General features: G+C 66.0%; 14 protein-coding genes, 1 tRNA gene and 1 pseudogene. All 16 read right to left on the bottom strand.

Annotated elements, in window-relative coordinates; translation table 11 throughout:
* The coding region (locus tag ASF52_RS22560) for a GTP-binding protein (protein ID WP_156368968.1) at positions 1-96 on the bottom strand (96 nt) is incomplete at its 3' end.
* Between the two features lie 63 nt (positions 97-159).
* Positions 160-2235 carry an elongation factor G gene (gene fusA / locus ASF52_RS10185; protein ID WP_056171442.1) on the bottom strand — a complete coding sequence of 692 codons (2076 nt, stop codon included), beginning with the start codon at positions 2233-2235 and terminating at the stop codon, positions 160-162.
* A 30-nt stretch (positions 2236-2265) separates the two neighbouring features.
* On the bottom strand, positions 2266-2736 hold the full coding sequence (gene rpsG / locus ASF52_RS10180) for a 30S ribosomal protein S7 (protein WP_018044233.1): 471 nt from the start codon (positions 2734-2736) through the stop codon (positions 2266-2268).
* A gap of 99 nt (positions 2737-2835) precedes the next feature.
* A complete protein-coding gene (gene rpsL / locus ASF52_RS10175; RefSeq protein WP_018044234.1) occupies positions 2836-3207 on the bottom strand; it encodes a 30S ribosomal protein S12 in 372 nt (123 codons plus the stop codon).
* A 446-nt stretch (positions 3208-3653) separates the two neighbouring features.
* On the bottom strand, positions 3654-7862 hold the full coding sequence (gene rpoC, locus ASF52_RS10170) for a DNA-directed RNA polymerase subunit beta' (RefSeq protein ID WP_056171440.1): 4209 nt from the start codon (positions 7860-7862) through the stop codon (positions 3654-3656).
* 174 nt (positions 7863-8036) lie between these two features.
* Positions 8037-12161 carry a DNA-directed RNA polymerase subunit beta gene (gene rpoB, locus ASF52_RS10165; RefSeq protein WP_056171438.1) on the bottom strand — a complete coding sequence of 1375 codons (4125 nt, stop codon included), beginning with the start codon at positions 12159-12161 and terminating at the stop codon, positions 8037-8039.
* A gap of 251 nt (positions 12162-12412) precedes the next feature.
* Positions 12413-12784 (bottom strand): 50S ribosomal protein L7/L12, encoded by a 372-nt coding sequence (rplL, locus tag ASF52_RS10160; RefSeq protein WP_056171436.1) that lies wholly within the window; start codon positions 12782-12784, stop codon positions 12413-12415.
* A gap of 58 nt (positions 12785-12842) precedes the next feature.
* A complete protein-coding gene (gene rplJ / locus ASF52_RS10155) occupies positions 12843-13373 on the bottom strand; it encodes a 50S ribosomal protein L10 (RefSeq protein WP_056171434.1) in 531 nt (176 codons plus the stop codon).
* Positions 13374-13917: 544 nt separating this feature from the next.
* On the bottom strand, positions 13918-15543 hold the full coding sequence (locus tag ASF52_RS10150; RefSeq protein WP_056171444.1) for a B12-binding domain-containing radical SAM protein: 1626 nt from the start codon (positions 15541-15543) through the stop codon (positions 13918-13920).
* Between the two features lie 117 nt (positions 15544-15660).
* Entirely contained in the window at positions 15661-16992 is a 1332-nt protein-coding gene (locus ASF52_RS10145) for an aminotransferase-like domain-containing protein (RefSeq protein ID WP_056171432.1), read from the bottom strand.
* A 380-nt stretch (positions 16993-17372) separates the two neighbouring features.
* Positions 17373-18071: a 50S ribosomal protein L1 gene (rplA, locus tag ASF52_RS10140; protein ID WP_056171430.1), complete on the bottom strand. Its 699-nt coding sequence runs from the start codon at positions 18069-18071 to the stop codon at positions 17373-17375.
* Between the two features lie 12 nt (positions 18072-18083).
* Positions 18084-18536 carry a 50S ribosomal protein L11 gene (gene rplK / locus ASF52_RS10135; protein WP_056171427.1) on the bottom strand — a complete coding sequence of 151 codons (453 nt, stop codon included), beginning with the start codon at positions 18534-18536 and terminating at the stop codon, positions 18084-18086.
* Positions 18537-18754: 218 nt separating this feature from the next.
* Positions 18755-19288 carry a transcription termination/antitermination protein NusG gene (nusG, locus tag ASF52_RS10130; protein WP_056092062.1) on the bottom strand — a complete coding sequence of 178 codons (534 nt, stop codon included), beginning with the start codon at positions 19286-19288 and terminating at the stop codon, positions 18755-18757.
* Between the two features lie 59 nt (positions 19289-19347).
* Positions 19348-19653 carry a preprotein translocase subunit SecE gene (gene secE / locus ASF52_RS10125; RefSeq protein WP_056171425.1) on the bottom strand — a complete coding sequence of 102 codons (306 nt, stop codon included), beginning with the start codon at positions 19651-19653 and terminating at the stop codon, positions 19348-19350.
* Positions 19654-19866: 213 nt separating this feature from the next.
* A tRNA-Trp gene (locus tag ASF52_RS10120) sits at positions 19867-19943 on the bottom strand.
* 174 nt (positions 19944-20117) lie between these two features.
* Positions 20118-20213 (bottom strand): annotated as a pseudogene (locus tag ASF52_RS21990) (EF-Tu/IF-2/RF-3 family GTPase); the annotation flags it as partial.

The following is a 20213-nucleotide window of genomic DNA, read 5'->3' as shown; positions in this document are numbered from 1 at the left end:
GATCGCCGCCGTCAGCGACGTCTTGCCGTGGTCCACGTGACCGATCGTGCCAATGTTGCAGTGCGGCTTCGTACGAGCGAATTTCTCTTTGGCCATCGTAGCCTCCGTAATCTCAGTGTTTCAGGTGATGCTGCTGCGGTCCGGAAAAGGCGGGAAGCCTTAAGCGTACTTCGCGACGACCTTCTCGGCCTCGCCGCGCGGCACCTCTTCGTAATGGTCGAACTGCATCGTGAAGTTGGCGCGCCCCTGCGAGAAGGAGCGCAGCTGGTTCACGTAACCGAACATGTTGGCCAGCGGCACCATCGCGTTGATGACGTTCGCGTTGCCGCGCATGTCCTGGCCCTGGATCTGGCCACGGCGGGAGTTGAGATCGCCGATCACCGAACCGGTGTATTCTTCCGGAGAGACGACCTCGACCTTCATCACCGGCTCGAGCAACACCGATCCACCCTTCTGGAGGGCCTCACGGAGGGCTGCACGCGACGCGATCTCGAAGGCGAGCGCCGAGGAGTCGACGTCGTGGTAGGCGCCGTCGATGAGCTCGACCTTGATGTCCACGACGGGGAAGCCCGCCAGGATACCGGCACCGAGCACCGAGTTGAGGCCCTTTTCAACGCCCGGGATGTACTCCTTGGGCACCGTGCCGCCGATGATCTTCGAGGAGAACTCGAAGCCCTTGCCGGGCTCGTTGGGCTCCACGATGAACTTCACCCGGGCGAACTGACCGGTACCGCCGGTCTGCTTTTTGTGGGTGTAGTCGATCTCGGTGCGCTTCGTGAGCTTCTCACGATACGCCACCTGCGGCTGACCGATGTTGGCATCGACCATGTAGGTGCGGCGAAGGATGTCGACCTTGATGTCGAGGTGGAGCTCGCCCATCCCGCGAAGGATGGTCTGGCCCGACTCCTGGTCCGTCGAGACCCGGAACGACGGATCCTCGGCGGCCAGCTTGGCGAGAGCGATGCCGAGCTTCTCCTGATCGGCCTTCGACTTCGGCTCCACGGCGATCTCGATGACGGGCTCGGGGAACTCCATCTTCTCGAGGATCACGGCCTTCTGCGGATCGCAGAGGGTGTCGCCCGTACGGGTGTCCTTGAGGCCGGCCAGGGCGACGATGTCGCCCGTGAAGGCCTCCTTCACGTCCTCGCGGTTGTTGGCGTGCATGAGGAGCATGCGGCCGACGCGCTCTTTCTTGTCGCGCGACGAGTTGATGACGTTGGCGCCCGACTCGATCTTGCCCGAGTAGACGCGGCAGAACGTGATCGTGCCGACGTGCGGATCGTCCATGATCTTGAAGGCGAGCATGGAGAAGGGATCGCTGTCCGACGGATGACGGACGATCTCTTCCTCGGTCTTGAAGTCGAGGCCCTTGATCTCGCCGCGATCGGCGGGGGACGGCAGGTAATCGACCACGGCGTCGAGCAGGGGCTGGACGCCCTTGTTCTTGAAAGCCGATCCGCACAGCACCGGATGGAAGGCGCGACGCTGCACGGCGGTGCGCACCAGGCGATGCATCGTCTCGGCGTCGGGCTCGACGCCGTCGAGGTAGGCCGACATCGCGTCGTCGTCCATCTCGACGCAGGCCTCGACGAGCTTGATGCGGTACTCCGCGGCCTGCTCGGCGAGATCGTCGGGGATCTCGGTTTCGGCGAATTCGGCGCCGAGCTTCTCCGAGGTCCAGACGATGGCCTTCATCTTGATCAGGTCGATGACGCCCTTGAAGGAAGTCTCGGCGCCGATCGGCAGCTGCAGGCACACCGGCTTGCCGGCGACGCGGTCGATGATGTCGGCGACGCACTTGAAGAAGTCTGCGCCGATCTTGTCCATCTTGTTGACGAACACGACGCGAGGCACGTCGTACTTGTCGGCCTGGCGCCAGACGGTCTCGGTCTGGGGCTCGACGCCCTGGTTGCCGTCGAGCACGCACACGGCGCCGTCGAGGACGCGAAGCGAACGCTCCACCTCGATGGTGAAATCCACGTGGCCGGGGGTGTCGATGATGTTCAGGCGCTTGTCGCGCCAGAAGCAGGTGGTCGCCGCGGAGGTGATCGTGATGCCACGCTCCTGCTCCTGCGTCATCCAATCCATGGTCGCGGCGCCGTCATGGACTTCGCCGATCTTATGGGACTTGCCGGTGTAGTAGAGGATCCGCTCGGTGGTCGTGGTCTTGCCGGCATCGATGTGGGCCATGATGCCGAAGTTGCGGTAGTCCTCGATCGCGTGCGTGCGGGGCATCGGATTGCTCCTGAAAGGGTCCGGGTCCGCTTACCAGCGGTAGTGCGAGAAGGCGCGGTTGGCTTCCGCCATCCGGTGCGTGTCTTCCCGCTTCTTCACGGCGTTGCCGCGGTTGTTGGCGGCGTCGAGGAGCTCAGCCGACAGGCGCTCCACCATGGTGCGGTCGTTGCGGCCGCGTGCGGCCTGGATCAGCCAACGGATTGCCAGGGCCTGGCGGCGCTCGGTGCGAACCTCGACGGGGACCTGGTAGGTCGCGCCGCCGACGCGGCGGGAGCGGACCTCGATGGCCGGGGCCACGTTCTCGAGGGCGGCGCGGAACACCTCGATGGGGTTGGCACGAGCGCGGTTCTCGACGATGTCGAACGCGCCGTACACGATACCCTCGGCGATGGACTTCTTGCCCTCGTACATGATCGAATTCATGAACTTGGTCAGAACGATATCGCCGTACTTGGCGTCCGGAATGATTTCGCGCTTCTCGGCAGAATGGCGGCGGGACATCGCTCGCTCCGTCTAAATACAGGGTCTTGAAACCACCCCGCGCAGGCCGCCTCGAGCCCAATCGGGGCCGGCGACATCCTTGCGGGGTGCGCGAATAACTTACTTCGGACGCTTGGCGCCGTACTTGGACCGGCGCTGCTTACGACCTTTGACGCCCTGCGTGTCGAGCACGCCGCGCAGGATGTGGTAGCGAACGCCGGGAAGGTCCTTCACACGGCCGCCGCGGATCATCACCACGGAGTGCTCCTGAAGGTTGTGACCCTCGCCCGGGATATAACCGATGACTTCGAAGCCATTGGTCAGACGAACCTTGGCGACCTTACGGAGCGCGGAGTTCGGCTTCTTGGGGGTCGTCGTGTAGACGCGGGTGCAGACGCCACGCTTCTGCGGGCAGGCGTCGAGCGCCGGCACCTTGTTGCGGCTCTTCTGCGCCTTGCGCGGCTGAGCGATCAGCTGGTTGATCGTCGGCATGCCAATCCTCTCGAAACGCGTCGCCTGCGTCGGCGACCGTCGAAATCCAAATCTCGTTTGGCCCGCCCCGTCGCCGCACGATCTGTGCGATGAAACGCAAAACCGCGCCCCAGGCTGATGTCAGCCTTTGGCGCGCCGTTGCAAGCAGAGGATCACCTGCAATGAAGCAAGCGATCATGCCGGGCTGACACGTGTTCGTCTGTTGAAGTCGGATGCGTTTAAGAAGCTTGGATCCGAGCGAGACGCTCGTGGATCAATTGCTGCTTACGGCCAGCCGTTCAATGAGGGCCTGATAGAGGTGGTTTCGCCGGCCGTCAACCCATTTCCCCTAGCGAACCGTGAATGAAACGAGCTTCGCGGCCCGAAACCTGTCTCCGATGGTCCGCGCACGAAAAAGGGGCCGCCCGTAGGCGACCCCTGGTTTGTTCGGGGACGGTCGCTCTCGCCTACTCGGCGGCGGGCGGCAGGCCCGTGAGGGGCTGTGCGCCGCTCTCGGCGGCCTTCTGCTGGAGGATCATGGCGTCGCGACGCCGCGCCACGGCGCGGATGTCGGCGGCCATGGAGCCCGTACCGGCCGGGATGAGCGAGCCCACGATGACGTTTTCCTTGAGGCCTTCGAGGTAGTCGATCTTGCCGTTGACGGCCGCCTCCGTGAGGACGCGGGTGGTCTCCTGGAACGAGGCCGCCGAGATGAACGACTTCGTCTGCAGGGAGGCCTTGGTGATGCCGAGCAGGACCGGCACGCCGACGATGGGACGCTTGCCTTCGGCGAGCAGCTTCTCGTTGGCGTCGGCCAGTTCCGTCCGGTCGATCTGGTCACCCGTGAGGATGTCCGAATCGCCGCCGTCGGTGATCTCGACCTTCTGCAGCATCTGCCGGACGATGACCTCGATGTGCTTGTCGTTGATGGCCACGCCCTGGAGCCGGTAGACCTCCTGGATCTCGTTGACGAGGTAAGCGGCGAGCTCCTCCACGCCCTTGATCGCCAGGATGTCGTGCGGCGCCGGATTGCCGTCGACGATGTAGTCGCCGAGTTCCACCACATCCCCGTCCTGCAGGTGGATGTGCTTGCCCTTGGGGATGAGGTACTCGACGGCGTCCGAGCCGTCGTGCGGGGTCAGCGTCAGGCGGCGCTTGTTCTTGTAGTCGCGCCCGAACTGGATCGTGCCGGACTTCTCGGCGATGATCGCCGCGTCCTTGGGCCGACGGGCCTCGAACAGCTCCGCCACCCGCGGCAGACCGCCGGTGATGTCGCGGGTCTTGGCCGAGTCGGTGGAGACGCGGGCGAGGATGTCGCCGGCCTTCACGCGCCCACCCGGATCGTAGCCGATGATAGCGTCGACGGGCAGGAAGTAGCGGGCGTCGGAGCCGCGCGGCAGCTTCATCGGCTTGCCGTCGGCATCGAGCACCAGCATCGCCGGCTTGAGGTCGGCGGTGCGGGCGGTCCCGCGCCAGTCGATGACCACGCGCTTGGCGATACCCGTCGACTCGTCGGTGGTCTCCGTGATCGACTGACCGTCGATGAGGTCCTCGTAGGCGACGGTGCCGTCGGTCTCGGTGATGATCGGACGGGTGTAGGGGTCCCATTCGGCGATGCGCTGGCCGCGCTTGACCGTGTCGCCCTCGTCCACCCGCAGCTTGGCGCCGTATTGCAGGCGGTGCACCGCGCGCTCGGAACCGTCAGAGCCGACGATGACGACGGCGACGTTGCGGCCCGTGGCGATGAGGTCGCCGTCCGTGTTCCGGGCGAGCGCCCGGTTGCGGATCTTGATGGTGCCCTCGAAGCTCGACTCGATGAACGACGAGTCGGCGATCTGCGCCGCACCGCCGATGTGGAAGGTGCGCATGGTGAGCTGGGTGCCCGGCTCGCCGATGGACTGCGCCGCGATGACGCCGACGGCCTCGCCCATGTTGACGGGCGTGCCGCGGGCCAGATCTCGGCCGTAGCAGGTGGCGCAGACGCCGCTGCGGGTCTGGCACACCAGCACCGAGCGGATCTTCACCTCCTGGATGCCCGCCGCCTGGATGGCCGGCAGGTGCTTCTCCTCGATGGTCTCGTTGGTCTTGACGATGACCGTGCCGTCCTGGGCGACGAGATCCTCCGCCGTGGCGCGGCCGAGGATGCGGATCGAGAGCGGGGCCACGACCTGACCCGCGTCGACGATGGCGCGCATGCGGATGCCGGAGGTCGAACCGCAATCGACCTCGCGGATGACCGCGTCCTGGGCCACGTCGACGAGACGACGGGTCAGGTAGCCGGAGTTGGCCGTCTTCAATGCGGTGTCCGCGAGGCCCTTACGGGCGCCGTGGGTCGAGTTGAAGTACTCGAGCACGTCGAGGCCTTCCTTGAAGTTCGAGATGATCGGCGTCTCGATGATCTCGCCCGAGGGCTTGGCCATGAGGCCGCGCATGGCGGCGAGCTGCTTCATCTGCGCCGGCGAACCACGGGCACCGGAATGGCTCATCATGTAGATCGAGTTGATCTGCTTGTCGGCGCCGTTCTCGTCCTTCTGCACCGTGGAGATGCGCAGCATCATCTCGGCGGCGAGCTTGTCCGAGCACTTGGCCCAGGCATCTACCACCTTGTTGTACTTCTCGCCCTGGGTGATCAGGCCGTCGTTGTACTGCTGCTCGTAGTCCTTCACGAGGGCACGCGTGTCGTCGACGATGGGCCACTTGTTGTCGGGCACCACCATGTCGTCCTTGCCGAACGAGATGCCGGCCTTGAACGCGTGGTTGAAGCCGAGCGCCATGATGCGATCGCAGAAGATCACCGACTCCTTCTGACCGCAGTGGCGGTAGACGGTGTCGATCATCGACGAGATCTCCTTCTTGGTCATCAGCTTGTTGACGACGTCGAAGGGGACGTTCTTGTGCAGCGGCAGGGCGCCGGACAGGATTACGCGGCCCGGCGTGGTGTCGTAGGTCTTCGTCAGCGGCTCGCCATCGGGGCCGATGCCGTTCCACCGCCAGCGGATCTTCGAGTGCAGCTTGACGGTCTTGGCCGCCAGCGCGTGCTCGAGCTCGCCCACATTGCCGAAGACGCCCTGCATCGGGTTGGTCTTGCTCGTCGGGTCGAACGCGCCGATGGCGCCCTCGGCCACGATGGAGAGGTAGTACAGGCCGAGCACGATATCCTGCGACGGCACGATGATCGGCAGGCCGTTGGCAGGGTGCAGGATGTTGTTCGTCGACATCATCAGCACGCGCGCCTCCAGCTGAGCCTCGAGGCTCAGGGGAACGTGCACGGCCATCTGGTCGCCGTCGAAGTCGGCGTTGAACGCGGCGCAGACCAGCGGGTGGAGCTGGATCGCCTTGCCCTCGATGAGCTTGGGCTCGAACGCCTGGATGCCGAGGCGGTGGAGCGTCGGCGCGCGGTTGAGCATCACCGGGTGTTCGCGGATCACCTCGTCGAGGATATCCCAAACCTCGGGCTTCTCCTTCTCCACGAGCTTCTTCGCCTGCTTCACGGTTGCCGAGAAGCCCTTGGCGTCGAGGCGCGCGTAGATGAACGGCTTGAACAGCTCCAGCGCCATCTTCTTCGGCAGGCCGCACTGGTGCAGCTTCAGCTCCGGGCCGACGACGATGACCGAACGGCCGGAATAGTCGACGCGCTTGCCGAGCAGGTTCTGGCGGAAGCGGCCCTGCTTGCCCTTGAGCATGTCGGCGAGGGACTTCAGGGGACGCTTGTTGGCGCCCGTGATGACGCGGCCGCGGCGGCCGTTGTCGAACAGGGCGTCGACCGCTTCCTGAAGCATGCGCTTCTCGTTGCGGATGATGATGTCCGGCGCGCGCAGTTCGATCAACCGCTTCAGGCGGTTGTTGCGGTTGATGACGCGGCGGTAGAGATCGTTCAGATCGGACGTGGCGAAGCGGCCGCCGTCCAGGGGGACGAGGGGGCGCAGGTCCGGCGGGATCACGGGGACCACGGTGAGGATCATCCACTCGGGCTTGTTGCCCGACATCTGGAAGGCCTCGATGATCTTCAGGCGCTTGAGGAGCTTCTTCGGCTTCAGCTCGGAGGTCGTGGTGGCGATCTCCTCGCGCAGCGAATCCGCGATCCCGTCGAGGTCGAGTTCCTGCAGGATGCGCCGGATGGCCTCGGCGCCGATCATGGCGGTGAACGAGTCCTCGCCGTACTCCTCCTGCGCGCGCAGGTACTCCTCCTCGGAGAGGAGCTGACGCTCCTTGAGGGGGGTGAGGCCCGGCTCGATGGTGACGTAGGACTCGAAGTACAGGATCCGCTCGAGGTCCTTGAGGGCCATGTCGAGCAGGAGGCCGATGCGGGACGGCAGCGACTTCAGGAACCAGATGTGGGCGACGGGGGCGGCGAGCTCGATGTGGCCCATGCGGTCGCGCCGGACCCGCGCGAGGGTGACCTCGACGCCGCACTTCTCACAGATGACGCCCTTGTACTTCATGCGCTTGTACTTGCCGCACAGGCACTCGTAGTCCTTGATCGGCCCGAAGATCCGGGCACAGAACAGGCCGTCGCGCTCGGGCTTGAACGTGCGGTAGTTGATCGTCTCGGGCTTCTTGATCTCGCCGAAAGACCACGAGAGGATCTTCTCCGGCGACGAGATCGATATCTTGATCTGGTCGAAGCTCTGAGGCTGAGCCTGCTGGTTGAAAAGATTCATGACCTCTTGGTTCATGGATCGACTCCTGCTGACGGGGCGCACCCTCCGCCGAGGGGCTACCGCGTGCTGTAAACTGGTCGGCGCCGCGACTGTCTCAGTCGCCGCTGGCCGTCATCATCCGGGAGGCGCTTCCCCTCCCCGCTCGGACCGCGCCGGCGAGTGAGCCGGCGCGGGAGCGTGGTGCGGTGGTTACTCGGCCGCCTCGGCGGGCGGCTCGATCTGGTCGTTGGCGGTCTTCTTCGAGGAGGTGAGCTCGACGTTGAGGCCGAGCGAGCGCATCTCCTTGACGAGCACGTTGAAGGACTCGGGGATGCCGGCCTCGAAGGTGTCGTCGCCGCGCACGATGGCCTCGTACACCTTGGTTCGGCCGGCGACGTCGTCCGACTTCACCGTGAGCATCTCCTGCAGGGTGTAGGCCGCGCCGTAGGCCTCGAGCGCCCAGACCTCCATCTCGCCGAAGCGCTGACCGCCGAACTGCGCCTTGCCGCCCAGCGGCTGCTGGGTGACGAGGGAGTACGGCCCGATCGACCGGGCGTGGATCTTGTCGTCCACGAGGTGGTGCAGCTTCAGCATGTAGATGTAGCCCATGGTGACCTTGCGGTCGAAGGGCTCACCCGTGCGGCCGTCGTAGAGCGTCGACTGGGCCGACCGGTCGAGACCGGCCATTTCCAGCATCTGCTCGATGTCGGCTTCCTTGGCGCCGTTGAACACCGGAGTCGCCATCGGCACGCCGCGGCGCACGTTGTTGGCCGCTTCCGCCATGTCCTCGTCCGACAGGCCTTCGAGCTCCGACGGCGAGTAGATCGCCTCCATCTCCGCCTTGAGGGGCGCGATGTCGTTGCTGCGAAGATACGCGTCCACCGCGAGCCCGACCTTGCGGCCGAGACCGGCCGCGGCCCAGCCCAGGTGGGTCTCCAGGATCTGACCGACGTTCATGCGCGAGGGCACGCCCAGCGGGTTGAGCACGATGTCGGCATGCGTCCCGTCCTCGAGGAACGGCATGTCCTCGATGGGGACGATGCGCGACACGACGCCCTTGTTGCCGTGACGGCCGGCCATCTTGTCGCCCGGCTGGATCTTGCGCTTCACCGCGACGAAGACCTTGACCATCTTCATCACGCCGGGGGGCAGCTCGTCGCCGCGCTGCAGCTTCTCGACCTTGTCGAGGAAGCGCTGCTCCAGGCGCTTCTTCGACTCGTCGTACTGCTTCTGCATCGCTTCCATCTCGGTCATGAGACGGTCGTCGATGACGGCGAACTGCCACCATTGCGAACGCGGGTACTCGGAGAGGAGCTCACGGTTGAGCGTGGTCTCCTTCTTGAAGCCCTTCGGACCGGCGATGGGGGCCTGACCGATGAGGACGGTGGCCAGACGCGCGTAGGTGTTGCGGTCGAGGATCGCCTGCTCGTCGTCGCGATCCTTGGCGAGACGCTCGATTTCCTCGCGCTCGATGGCCTGGGCGCGCTCGTCCTTGTCGACGCCGTGGCGGTTGAACACCCGGACCTCGACGATGGTGCCGGTCACGCCCGGGGGGACCCGAAGCGAGGTGTCGCGCACGTCGGACGCCTTCTCGCCGAAGATCGCGCGGAGAAGCTTCTCCTCCGGCGTCATCGGGCTTTCGCCCTTCGGGGTGATCTTGCCGCACAGGATGTCGCCGGCGTGGACCTCGGCACCGATGTAGACGATGCCGGCCTCGTCGAGGTTCTTCAGCGCTTCTTCGGAGACGTTGGGGATGTCGCGGGTGATCTCTTCCGGACCGAGCTTGGTGTCTCGGGCCATCACCTCGAACTCCTCGATATGGATCGAGGTGAACACGTCATCCTTTACGATCCGCTCGGAAAGCAGGATCGAGTCCTCGAAGTTGTAGCCGTTCCAGGGCATGAACGCGACGAGCACGTTCCGGCCCAGGGCCAGCTCGCCGAACTCCGTCGACGGACCGTCGGCGATGATCTCGCCCTTCTTCACGGACTCGCCGACGCGCACCAACGGCTTCTGCGTGATACAGGTCGACTGGTTGGAGCGCTGGAACTTCTGCAGGCGGTAGATGTCGACGCCCGGCTTGGTGGCGTCCGCCTCTTCCGTCGCGCGGATGACGATACGGGTGGCGTCCACCTGATCGACGATGCCCGAGCGGCGCGCCGCGATGGCGGCACCGGAATCGCGGGCGACCACGGCCTCCATGCCCGTGCCCACGAAGGGCGCGTCGGCACGAACCAGCGGCACCGCCTGGCGCTGCATGTTCGAGCCCATGAGGGCGCGGTTCGCGTCGTCGTTCTCGAGGAACGGGATCAGCGCGGCGGCGACCGAAACGAGCTGCTTCGGCGACACGTCCATGAGATCGACGCGGTCCGGCGGCACGACGATGACGTCGCCGGCACGACGGCAGACCACGAGGTCTTCCGTCAGCTTGAAGGCCTCGTCCATCTGGGCGTTGGCTTGGGCGACGTAGTACTTCGCCTCTTCCATCGCCGACAGGTAGGCGACGTCAGTGGTGACGACGCCGTCCTTCACCTTGCGGAAGGGGGTCTCGATGAAGCCGTACTTGTTCACCCGGGCGAAGGTCGCCAGCGAGTTGATCAGGCCGATGTTCGGGCCTTCCGGGGTCTCGATCGGGCAGATGCGGCCGTAATGCGTCGGGTGCACGTCGCGCACTTCGAAGCCGGCGCGCTCGCGGGTCAGACCGCCGGGTCCGAGCGCCGAGAGGCGACGCTTGTGCGTGACTTCCGAGAGCGGATTGGTCTGATCCATGAACTGCGACAGCTGCGACGAGCCGAAGAACTCGCGCACGGCCGCAGCCGCGGGCTTCGCGTTGATGAGGTCCTGCGGCATCACCGTGTCGATGTCGACGGAGGACATCCGCTCCTTGATGGCGCGCTCCATGCGGAGCAGACCGAGGCGGTACTGGTTCTCCATGAGCTCGCCGACGGACCGCACACGGCGGTTGCCGAGGTGATCGATGTCGTCGATTTCGCCCTTGCCGTCGCGCAGATCCACCAGAGCCTTGACGACCGCGAGCATGTCCTCACGGCGCAGGGTCCGCACGGTGTCCTCGGCATCGAGGTCGAGGCGCATGTTCATCTTCACGCGGCCGACGGCCGAGAGGTCGTAGCGCTCGGAGTCGAAGAACAGGGAGTGGAACATCGCCTCGGCGGTGTCGAGCGTCGGCGGCTCGCCGGGACGCATGACCCGGTAGATGTCGAACAGCGCGCCTTCGCGGGCGGAGTTCTTGTCCACCGCGAGGGTGTTGCGGATGTAGGGACCGACGTTGATGTGGTCGATGTCGAGCACGGGCAGCTCGGTGATGCCGACCTCTTCGAGGCTCTTGAGGAGCTTGTCGGAGATTTCGTCGCCGGCCTCGGCCCAGATCTCGCCCGTCTGGTCGTTCACCAGATCCTCGGCGATGTACTGGCCGATGAGGTCTTCGTCCGTGGCCTTGAGGAAGTTCACGCCGCGCTCGGCGATCTGGCGCGCGTTGCGAGCGTTGAGCTTCTTGCCGGCTTCGAGCACGACTTCACCGGACTCGGCATCGACGAGGTCGACGGAGGCCTTGAAGCCCTTCAGGCGCTCGGCATCGTACGGCACGCGCCACTCGGCGCCGTCGCGGTCGTACAGCACGCGATTGTAGAACGTCGACAGGATCTCCTCGCCGTCGAGCCCGAGGGCGAACAGCAGGGAGGTCACCGGCAGCTTGCGCTTGCGGTCGATGCGGACGTGGACGATGTCCTTGGCGTCGAACTCGACGTCGAGCCAGGAGCCGCGATACGGGATGATGCGGGCGGCGAACAGGAGCTTGCCCGACGAGTGGGTCTTGCCCTTGTCGTGGTCGAAGAACACGCCGGGCGAACGGTGCATCTGGGAGACGATGACGCGCTCGGTGCCGTTGACGATGAAGGTGCCGTTCTCCGTCATCAGGGGCATGTCGCCCATGTAGACGTCCTGCTCCTTGATGTCCTTGACCGACTTCGCACCGGTGTCGGGATCGACGTCGAACACGATGAGGCGCAGGGTCACCTTGAGCGGGGCCGCATAGGTGATGCCGCGCTGACGGCACTCGTCGACGTCGTATTTCGGCTGCTCGAACGTGTACTTCACGAACTCGAGGAGGGCCGTGGCCGAGAAGTCCGAGATCGGGAACACCGACTTGAACACGGTCTGCAGGCCTTCGTCGCCCCGCCCGCCTTCCGGCTCGTCCATCATCAGGAACTGGTCGTAGGATGCCTTCTGAACCTCGATGAGGTTCGGCATCTCGGCGACTTCCTTGATCTTGCCGAAGAATTTGCGAATGCGCTTGCGACCGACCAGCGTGTTGGCCATGGGTGACCTCGCTCCTACGTCCCGCGTACCGGATGCCCGGGGAAGGCTCGTGCCTCCCGCGACCAGGCGATGGACGCGCCCCGCCGGACGCCGCCCTCCCGAACTGAAAATCTGGTGGCCCGTCGCCGGGCCGGTCGTGTCGCCGGAAGCGACCTTAGCCCACGGGCGCGAACCCGCGGGCCTTTGGGCCCGTCAAGCTCCGGGGAGCCCGACGGGGAAGTGATGGGCCTGAGGCGGCCCACCGAAGAGTCTTACTTGAGCTCGATCTTGGCGCCAGCCTTCTCGAGCTGGGCCTTGAGCTTCTCGGCCTCTTCCTTGTTGACGGACTCCTTGACGGCCTTCGGAGCGCCTTCGACGAGGTCCTTGGCTTCCTTGAGGCCGAGGCCGGTGATCGCGCGGACCTCCTTGATGACCTCGATCTTCTTGTCGCCGGCGGCGGTGAGCATGACCGTGAACTCGGTCTGCTCCTCGACGGCGGCGGCCGGACCGGCGGCGGGGCCGGCGACGGCGACGGCAGCGGCGGCCGAGACGCCCCACTTCTCTTCGAGCAGCTTGGCGAGGTCGGCGGCCTCGAGAACGGTCAGCGAGGACAGGTCGTCGACGAGCTTGGCGAGATCAGCCATGGTGGTGTTCCTTCAGAGATCGGTTTGAACGGATGGGTTGAGAAGAACGATGCGACCTTCAGGCCGCTTCGTCCTGAGCCTCGTCCTTCGTGGCATAGGCCCCGAACACGCGGGCGAGCTTGGCCGCCGGTGCGTTGACGACCTGGGCGATCTTGGTCGCGGGAGCCTGGATGAGGCCCACGATCTTGGCGCGCAGTTCGTCGAGGGACGGGAGCGAGGCCAAGGCCTTCACGCCGTCCGGGTTCAGGGCTGTCGTGCCCATGGCGCCGCCGAGGATCACGAGCTTGTCGTTGACCTTGGCGAACTCCACCGCAACCTTGGCGGCCGCGACCGGGTCGCTCGAATAGGCGAGCAGGGTCGGACCCTTCAGGAGGGGCTTGATGGAGGCGACGTCCGTGCCATCGAGAGCGATGTTGGCGAGGCGGTTCTTGGTGACCTTCACGGTGGCACCGGCCAGCTTCATCTGCGAGCGCAGCTTCTGCATGTCGGCGACCGTGAGGCCCTTGTAGTGGGCCACGACGACGACGGACGTGTTCGCGAACACGCCGTTGAGCGTCGAGACGAGATCAGCTTTGGCTGTCCTGTCCACTGGGGCTCTCTCCGGTTGGCGGAACCCGAGGATGGGTCCGCCGGTTGCACATGCCGCCCGGGACGGAATTCGGCTCATGAAAGCCGGAACGTCCTGGACGACGCTTCACGGCCCTGTCCCCTGCTGCCCCCCGAATGGGTGGACGACACGGGTGAGATGGTTCAAACCGATGCCTCTCGACCCCGACGAATCGCCAGGGTGCGCGAGGATGTTGAATTCGGTCTTCCCCGTCTGTGCAGGCTGGAAGATTAAGCCGGTCGCCCAGCGCCTGCAGTCTCGGACAGGACATGGCCGGACAAAGCCTGAAAGGGCTTTCGCCCCTCAAAGCCTTCCGGCCATATCACCTGGTTGCCCAGGGATCTCTCGATTGGAAACCGACCGATGGGTCGATTCCTTTCTCGTTCATGAAAACGTTGAGCGCGGTCTATAGAACCTTGCAAGCAGCCTGCCAAGGGCCAGTGCGGGACTATTCGGTCGCAGGCGCCGATTTTCCTTGACGGCACTTGCCGCCGCGGCCGAGCGCAGCGGCAGGTCCGTCACTCCATCACGTCGGCAGGAACCGGCGCGCGGCCTGCCACCATGGCGTGCGTCGCTCCTTCGCCTGGTCGGCTTTGGCCGCGTAGAACGAAGCGTTGTGCTCGCCGCGCAGGGCCTCGCGGGTGAACCGGATGAGGTGGTGGGCGACGAAGCCCATGTTGAACACCGCCTCGATCTGCCCGCGCTTCAGGGCGTGGCCCGCCGCCTTCCAGAACACGCCCCGGTAATCCGACAGGACGCCGACCCTGAGGGCGATGTTGAAGCCGAGGATCAAGCCGCGGCGCAGGTTGGTCCGGGTGAGCTTGCCCTTCAGCGGAGTCTTGATCCGGTGCGGGTAGGTCCGTTCGACCTGATACTTGAAGCGCTCGAAGAGGTGGGCCGGCTCGTACGCATGGGCGATGGCCCGGCGCCAGCTCGCCACCACGTCGTCGTGGGGCCGCTTGAACAGGACGTTGGATTCGAGCGACGCGTCGTGGAGCAGACGGCCCTCGCGGGTGAGACGGTCCCACAGGGGGGTCTTGGGCAGGGCCTGGAGCAGGTTCATGGTCAGCACCGGCACCGCCGACTTGTCGACGAAGTCGATGAGCTTCTGCTCGGAGCCGTCGGTCTCGGTGTCGAGGCCGAGGATGATGCCGGACGTCACCTCCAGTCCGAAGCTGTTGAGGGTCTCGATGGCCTCGTACATGGGCACGGCGGCGTTGTGCTTCTTGTCGATGCCGGCGAGCGCGTCCTCTTCCGGCGTCTCGATGCCGACGAAGACGGTCATGAAGTTTGCCTCGCGCATGAGCGCGAGGATGTCGGGCTGTTTCGCCATGTTCAGGGTCGCCTCGCAGGCGAACTGAAGCGGGTAATGGTTCTTCTTCTGCCACGCCACGAGGTGGGGCAGCATGTCCTTCGTCGCCTTGCGGTTGCCGATGAAGTTGTCGTCGACGAAGTACACCACCGCCGGGTGACCGGGCTGGGAGATGATCGCGTCGAGTTCGCCGAGCATCTGCTCGGGGCTCTTCAGGCGCGGCTGGCGGCCGTAGAGCTGCGGGATGTCGCAGAATTCGCAGCGATACGGGCAGCCCGACGAGAATTGCAGGGAGCCGATGAGGTAGCGCTTGAGCGGGGCGGCCTCGTAGGCGGGGGCCGGGAAGTCGGAGAGCGGCAGGCGCTCCTTCGTCTCCAGGCGCACCTGGGCGGCCGGGATCGACACGTCGCGGTCGAGGATCGCCACGAGTTCGTCGGTGGCGTCGCCGATCTCGCCGATATGGAGGTAGTCGAACTCGGGGTACTGCTCGGGCGAGCCCGAGACCGACGGGCCGCCCAGCGCCGTGACCTTACCGGCCGCGTGCGCCCGGGCGTAGATATCGCGGATCTGCGGGGCCTGGATGTGCATGCCCGACACGAACACCGCGTCGGCCCAGGCGAAGTCGTCCGGCCCGGCCCGTTTGATGTTCTCGTCGACGAACCGGTACTCCCAGGTCTCCGGCATGTAGGCCGCGATGAGCAGCAGACCTTGCGGCGGCATGAACGCCTTGACGCCGCCCATCAACGGATAGGCGTGCGCGAACGTCCCGAAGGACGGCGTGTAAGCGGGGAAGACGCACAGGATGCGTCGCTTGGAGGAGACGGAGAGGGTGCATCGCATGAAGCCGTACTTAGCACAGCCCCGCGCGATGGCGTCCCCCTCGAACGCGATTTCTCGCACCGCCGGTTGCTTGCCGCCCGGTGCCTCACGGTCCTTTGAACGGTGGGCCGTCCGGTCTCACTCGACGGGGCGGTCGTCCCCCCCTGCCGCCAGCTGGCGCAGGGTCCGCAGGGCGGTGGCGAGGGCGTCGAGGGGCGGTGAGGCCAGCGCGAGGCGCACGGCGTTGGGCGCGTGGCCGGGATGGACGGCGAAGGCGCTGGCGGGGGTGACCGCGATCCCGCGCCGGGCAGCCGCCGCGACGAAGGTTTCGGCCCGCCACGCTTCGGGCAGAACCAGCCAGAGGTGGTAGGCGCCCGGATCGCCCCGCACGTCGAGGTCGCCGAGGATGTCACGCGCGAGCGCCTGCCGGGAACGGGCATCGCGCCGCTTCGCCAGTCCCATCCGGGCCGCCTCCCCCGAATCCATGAGATGGAGTCCGATGCCGAAGGGCAGACCGGTGGCACCCCACCCGCCCGAACGTACGCAGTGGGCGACCCGATCCGTGAGGGCCGGCGGCGTGGCTATCAACCCGAGGGTGAGGCCGGGCGCGACCCGCTTCGACAGGCTGTCGAGGAAGACGACGCGGTCGGGCGCCAGGGCGGCCAAGGGGGCGGCGTCGCTCAGGAATCCGTAGATCGCATCCTCGACAGCCAGGAGGCCGAAGGCTTCGAGGCAGGCCGCGATGGCCGCCCTGCGCTCACCGCCCATGGTGATTCCGAGGGGATTGTGAAGCGAGGGTTGGAGATAGAGGCCGCGCAGGGGTGTGGTCCGGTGCGCCTGGGCGACCGATTCGGGGCACAGGCCCTCCCCGTCCATGGCGATGGGCACCAGGACGATGCCGAGGCGCGCGGCGATTCCCTTCACCACCGGATAGGTCATCGCCTCGACCCCGATGCGCTCGCCCGGCGGAACGAGGGCCGCGAGGGCGGCTGCCACGGCCTGGCGCCCGTTGCCGGTGAACAGCATCCTGTCGGGGGTGGGCGTCCAGCCCGGTCGGGCGAAGAAGCGGGCGGCGATGGCCCGCCCCTCCGCATGACCCGTCGCCGCCACGGGACCGGCAAGGGTTTCGAGGCGGTCGGATCGGAGCAATCCCGCAAGTGCACCGGAAAGGGTCTCCACCTCACCCGGTAGGATCGAATAGTTGCGTTCGAGGTCGATGGCGGTCGGCGGCGGTTCGGCGAAAGCGAGGATGGGTGTCGCGGCGCGCGACCGCACATAGGTGCCCCGGCCGATCTCCCCTGTGACCAGACCACGATGGACGAGTTCGGCATAGACCCGGCTCGCCGTCGAGACGGCGATGCCGTTGGCGTAGGCGTAGGCGCGTTGCGGCGGTAATCGCGCGCCCGGTGCCAGTCGTCCCGCGGCGATCGCGTCGGCAAGGCGGTCGGCCAGGACCCTGAAGTCGCTCACGAACGAAAATGCTCCGAGATCAATGTTTCGATTGATCCGATTTGTGCTCGGATCAATGTTGCGCGGCAAGCCCCTTCGGAGGCTGCGCTATCGGAGTAGATCGCCATGTCGTCCACGTCCCTCGTCCGATCCCCATATCCGACTGCCGTGGCAACCGGCGTGGATCGCGGGCTCGGTGCGTTGTGCCGTGTCTGGCTCGGGCGCTGGCGTCACCGCCGGACTTTGGCGAACTTGCATCCCGAGCAGATGCGCGAGGTCGGGCTGAACCCGGAAGCCGTTCGGCGGGAGGCCTGCCAGCCGTTCTGGCGGGCGTGAGGCCTTAAACGAAAACGCCCGGCCGCGAGGCCGGGCGTTTCCAAAATGTGGCAGGCCAGCGGGTGTTACGCCGGCAGGACCGTCGAGGGCTCGACCTTGACGCCCGGACCCATGGAGGAGGTCACGGCGACGCGCTGGACGTACTGGCCCTTGGCGCCGGCGGGCTTCGCCTTGGAGACCGCGTCGGCGAAGGCCTTGATGTTCTCGACGAGCTTGTCGGCGTCGAACGAGACCTTGCCGATGCCGGCGTGGACGATCCCGGCCTTCTCGACGCGGAACTCGACCGAACCGCCCTTGGCGCCGGCGACCGCGGACTTCACGTCCATGGTGACGGTGCCGACCTTCGGGTTCGGCATCAGGCCGCGCGGGCCCAGCACCTTGCCGAGACGACCGACGAGCGGCATCAGGTCCGGGGTGGCGATGCAGCGATCGAACTCGATCTTGCCGCTCTGGACGATCTCGAGGAGATCCTCGGCGCCGACGATGTCGGCACCGGCTTCCCGGGCCTCGTCGGCCTTGGCGCCGCGGGCGAACACCGCCACCCGCACGGTCCGGCCGGAGCCGTTGGGCAGGTTGCAGACGCCGCGGACCATCTGGTCGGCGTGGCGCGGGTCGACGCCGAGGTTCATGGAGACCTCGACGGTCTCGTCGAACTTGGCGCTGGCCTTCTCCTTAACGAGCTTGATCGCCTCGTCGATGGTGTAGAGCTTGAGCGCGTCGATGCCCTCGCGGGCGGCGCGGATGCGCTTGCCTTCGTGTGCCATGGTGCCCTCCCCTTAAGCGACGATGTCGAGACCCATGGCCCGCGCGGAGCCACGGATCATCGCGACGGCGGCATCCACCGAATCGCAGTTCAGGTCGGGCATCTTGCGCTCGGCGATCTCGCGGAGCTGTGCCTCGGTGACCTTGCCGACGTTGGTGCCGGGCTTGCCCGGGGTCTTGGAACCGGAAGCCGGCTTCTTGCCGATCTTCAGGCCGGCGGCCTTCTTGAGGAAGAACGTCACCGGGGGCTGCTTCATCTCGAAGGTGAAGGAGCGATCCTGATAGGCCGTGATCACGACCGGGATCGGGGTGCCCTTCTCGATCTGAGAGGTCTTCGCGTTGAAGGCCTTGCAGAATTCCATGATGTTGAGGCCGCGCTGACCGAGCGCGGGGCCGATGGGCGGCGACGGGTTCGCGGCGCCGGCCGGAACCTGAAGCTTCACGTAGCCCGTGATCTTCTTTGCCATAGGGACTGCTCCCAAAGAATGCCCGGCACCCGGCTGGCCTCAGCGCGGGTGGAGCGGGCGGTTGCAGGTCGCGGTACGGTCCGTGGGCCCCGGCGGCGAACCGGGCGGGCCTTCCGCGCGTGACACCATCCTGGAGATGGTGGTTTCGCGTCCGGCGCGGAGCCGAACGGAAGAAAAGCGGATGCGTCAGTGGTGACTCACCCGCGAAATCCAAAAGATCAGAGCTTCTCGACCTGGGCGTATTCGAGCTCCACCGGGGTGGCGCGGCCGAAGATCGATACGGCGACCTTGAGGCGCGAGCGGCTCTCGTCGATCTCTTCCACGGTGCCGTTGAAGGACGCGAACGGACCGTCGGACACGCGGACCGTCTCGCCGATCTCGAAGGAGATGGAGGGCTTCGGGCGATCGACGCCCTCGGCGACCTGGCCCTTGATGCGCTCGGCTTCCGAATCCGGAATCGGCACGGGCTTCGACTTGTCGGCGCCGAGGAAGCCCGTGACCTTCGGGGTGTTCTTGATCAGGTGGTAGACCTCGTCGGTGAGGTCGCACTTCACCAGGACGTAACCGGGGAAGAACTTGCGCTCGGCATCGACCTTTCGGCCGCGACGGACCTCCACGACCTTCTCGGTCGGAACCATGACCTCGTCGAACAGCTCCATCAGGCCACGCTGGGCCGCCTGATCCTTGATGGACTGCGCGACCTTGTTCTCGAAATTCGAGTAGGCGTGGACGATGTACCAGCGCTTCGACACGTTCTCACCAAATCCTGACGTCGCTCGGCCGGTCGCGAAAGCGCACCCGGACCGATAGATTAGTTGGTCCCGACCCCGAGGATCAGGGTCACGAGGTAGCGCATGGCCTGATCGACCACGGTGAAGAACAGGCTCGCGGCGACCACCATGATGAACACCATCACGGTGGTGACCACGGTCTCTTTGCGGGTCGGCCACGTGACCTTGCGGCCCTCGTCGCGCACCTGGCCGAGGAACTCCACGGGGCCGACGCGCTTGGGCGCGGGCCGCACGGGGGGCGTCGCCCGAGCAGGACCCGGCGTGACGGAGCCACGCGGCGGGGTGCGCGCGAGGTCCGTTTTCTTCGATGCTTCGTTCGATGCCATGGCGCCAACAAACAGGAGAACGGTCCGGGGATCGGGAAAGCGCGGTGCGGAGGCCTGGAGCCACGCCTGCCGCGAAAGCCTTCATCGATCTCGGAAGGCGACCGCTCTAGCGCAAGTCCCCGTGCTTGTCGACTGCACCGGGTTCCGACTTGCGGACAGGCGATCTGATCGGAATGGAACGGGGAGTGGACTTGAACTGGAGCAGCGGCCAATTGGCAGGAGTGGAGGGACTCGAACCCGCAACCTCCGGTTTTGGAGACCGGCGCTCTGACCAGTTGAGCTACACTCCTATGCGGGGACGCATTCATCGCCGCGGCGCTGCTATAGACCGGCCCGGGCCTTGCCGCAATGGCGAACCGTACGGGATTTTCCGAGATTGTCGGTGCCGTCAGGATTGTTCGGCTCGGAGAGCAAACGCCGCGGGACCGGGGTCCCGCGGCGTCGCGACGGTGATGGCGGACCGACTACTCGTTGATGGCGGCGACGACGCCTGCGCCGACGGTGCGGCCGCCTTCACGGATGGCGAAGCGCAGCTTCTCTTCCATGGCCACCGGCACGAT

Origin of the sequence: Methylobacterium sp. Leaf112 (genome assembly GCF_001423295.1) — a bacterium.
Classification (GTDB): Bacteria; Pseudomonadota; Alphaproteobacteria; order Rhizobiales; family Beijerinckiaceae; genus Methylobacterium.
The sequence above is the reverse complement of the archived record's forward strand: the minus strand, read 5'-3'. Positions and strand labels throughout refer to the sequence as shown.

Bases quoted from the DNA above. Each gene is read 5' to 3' on its own strand.
- rplL (WP_056171436.1), bottom strand. From the start codon at position 12,784: ATGGCTGATCTCGCCAAGCTCGTCGACGACCTGTCCTCGCTGACCGTT.
- rpsG (WP_018044233.1), bottom strand. From the start codon at position 2,736: ATGTCCCGCCGCCATTCTGCCGAGAAGCGCGAAATCATTCCGGACGCC.
- rplK (WP_056171427.1), bottom strand. From the start codon at position 18,536: ATGGCAAAGAAGATCACGGGCTACGTGAAGCTTCAGGTTCCGGCCGGC.
- rpsL (WP_018044234.1), bottom strand. From the start codon at position 3,207: ATGCCGACGATCAACCAGCTGATCGCTCAGCCGCGCAAGGCGCAGAAG.
- ASF52_RS10150 (WP_056171444.1), bottom strand. From the start codon at position 15,543: ATGCGATGCACCCTCTCCGTCTCCTCCAAGCGACGCATCCTGTGCGTC.
- rpoB (WP_056171438.1), bottom strand. From the start codon at position 12,161: ATGGCCAACACGCTGGTCGGTCGCAAGCGCATTCGCAAATTCTTCGGC.
- fusA (WP_056171442.1), bottom strand. From the start codon at position 2,235: ATGCCCCGCACGCACGCGATCGAGGACTACCGCAACTTCGGCATCATG.
- secE (WP_056171425.1), bottom strand. From the start codon at position 19,653: ATGGCATCGAACGAAGCATCGAAGAAAACGGACCTCGCGCGCACCCCG.
- rpoC (WP_056171440.1), bottom strand. From the start codon at position 7,862: ATGAACCAAGAGGTCATGAATCTTTTCAACCAGCAGGCTCAGCCTCAG.
- rplA (WP_056171430.1), bottom strand. From the start codon at position 18,071: ATGGCACACGAAGGCAAGCGCATCCGCGCCGCCCGCGAGGGCATCGAC.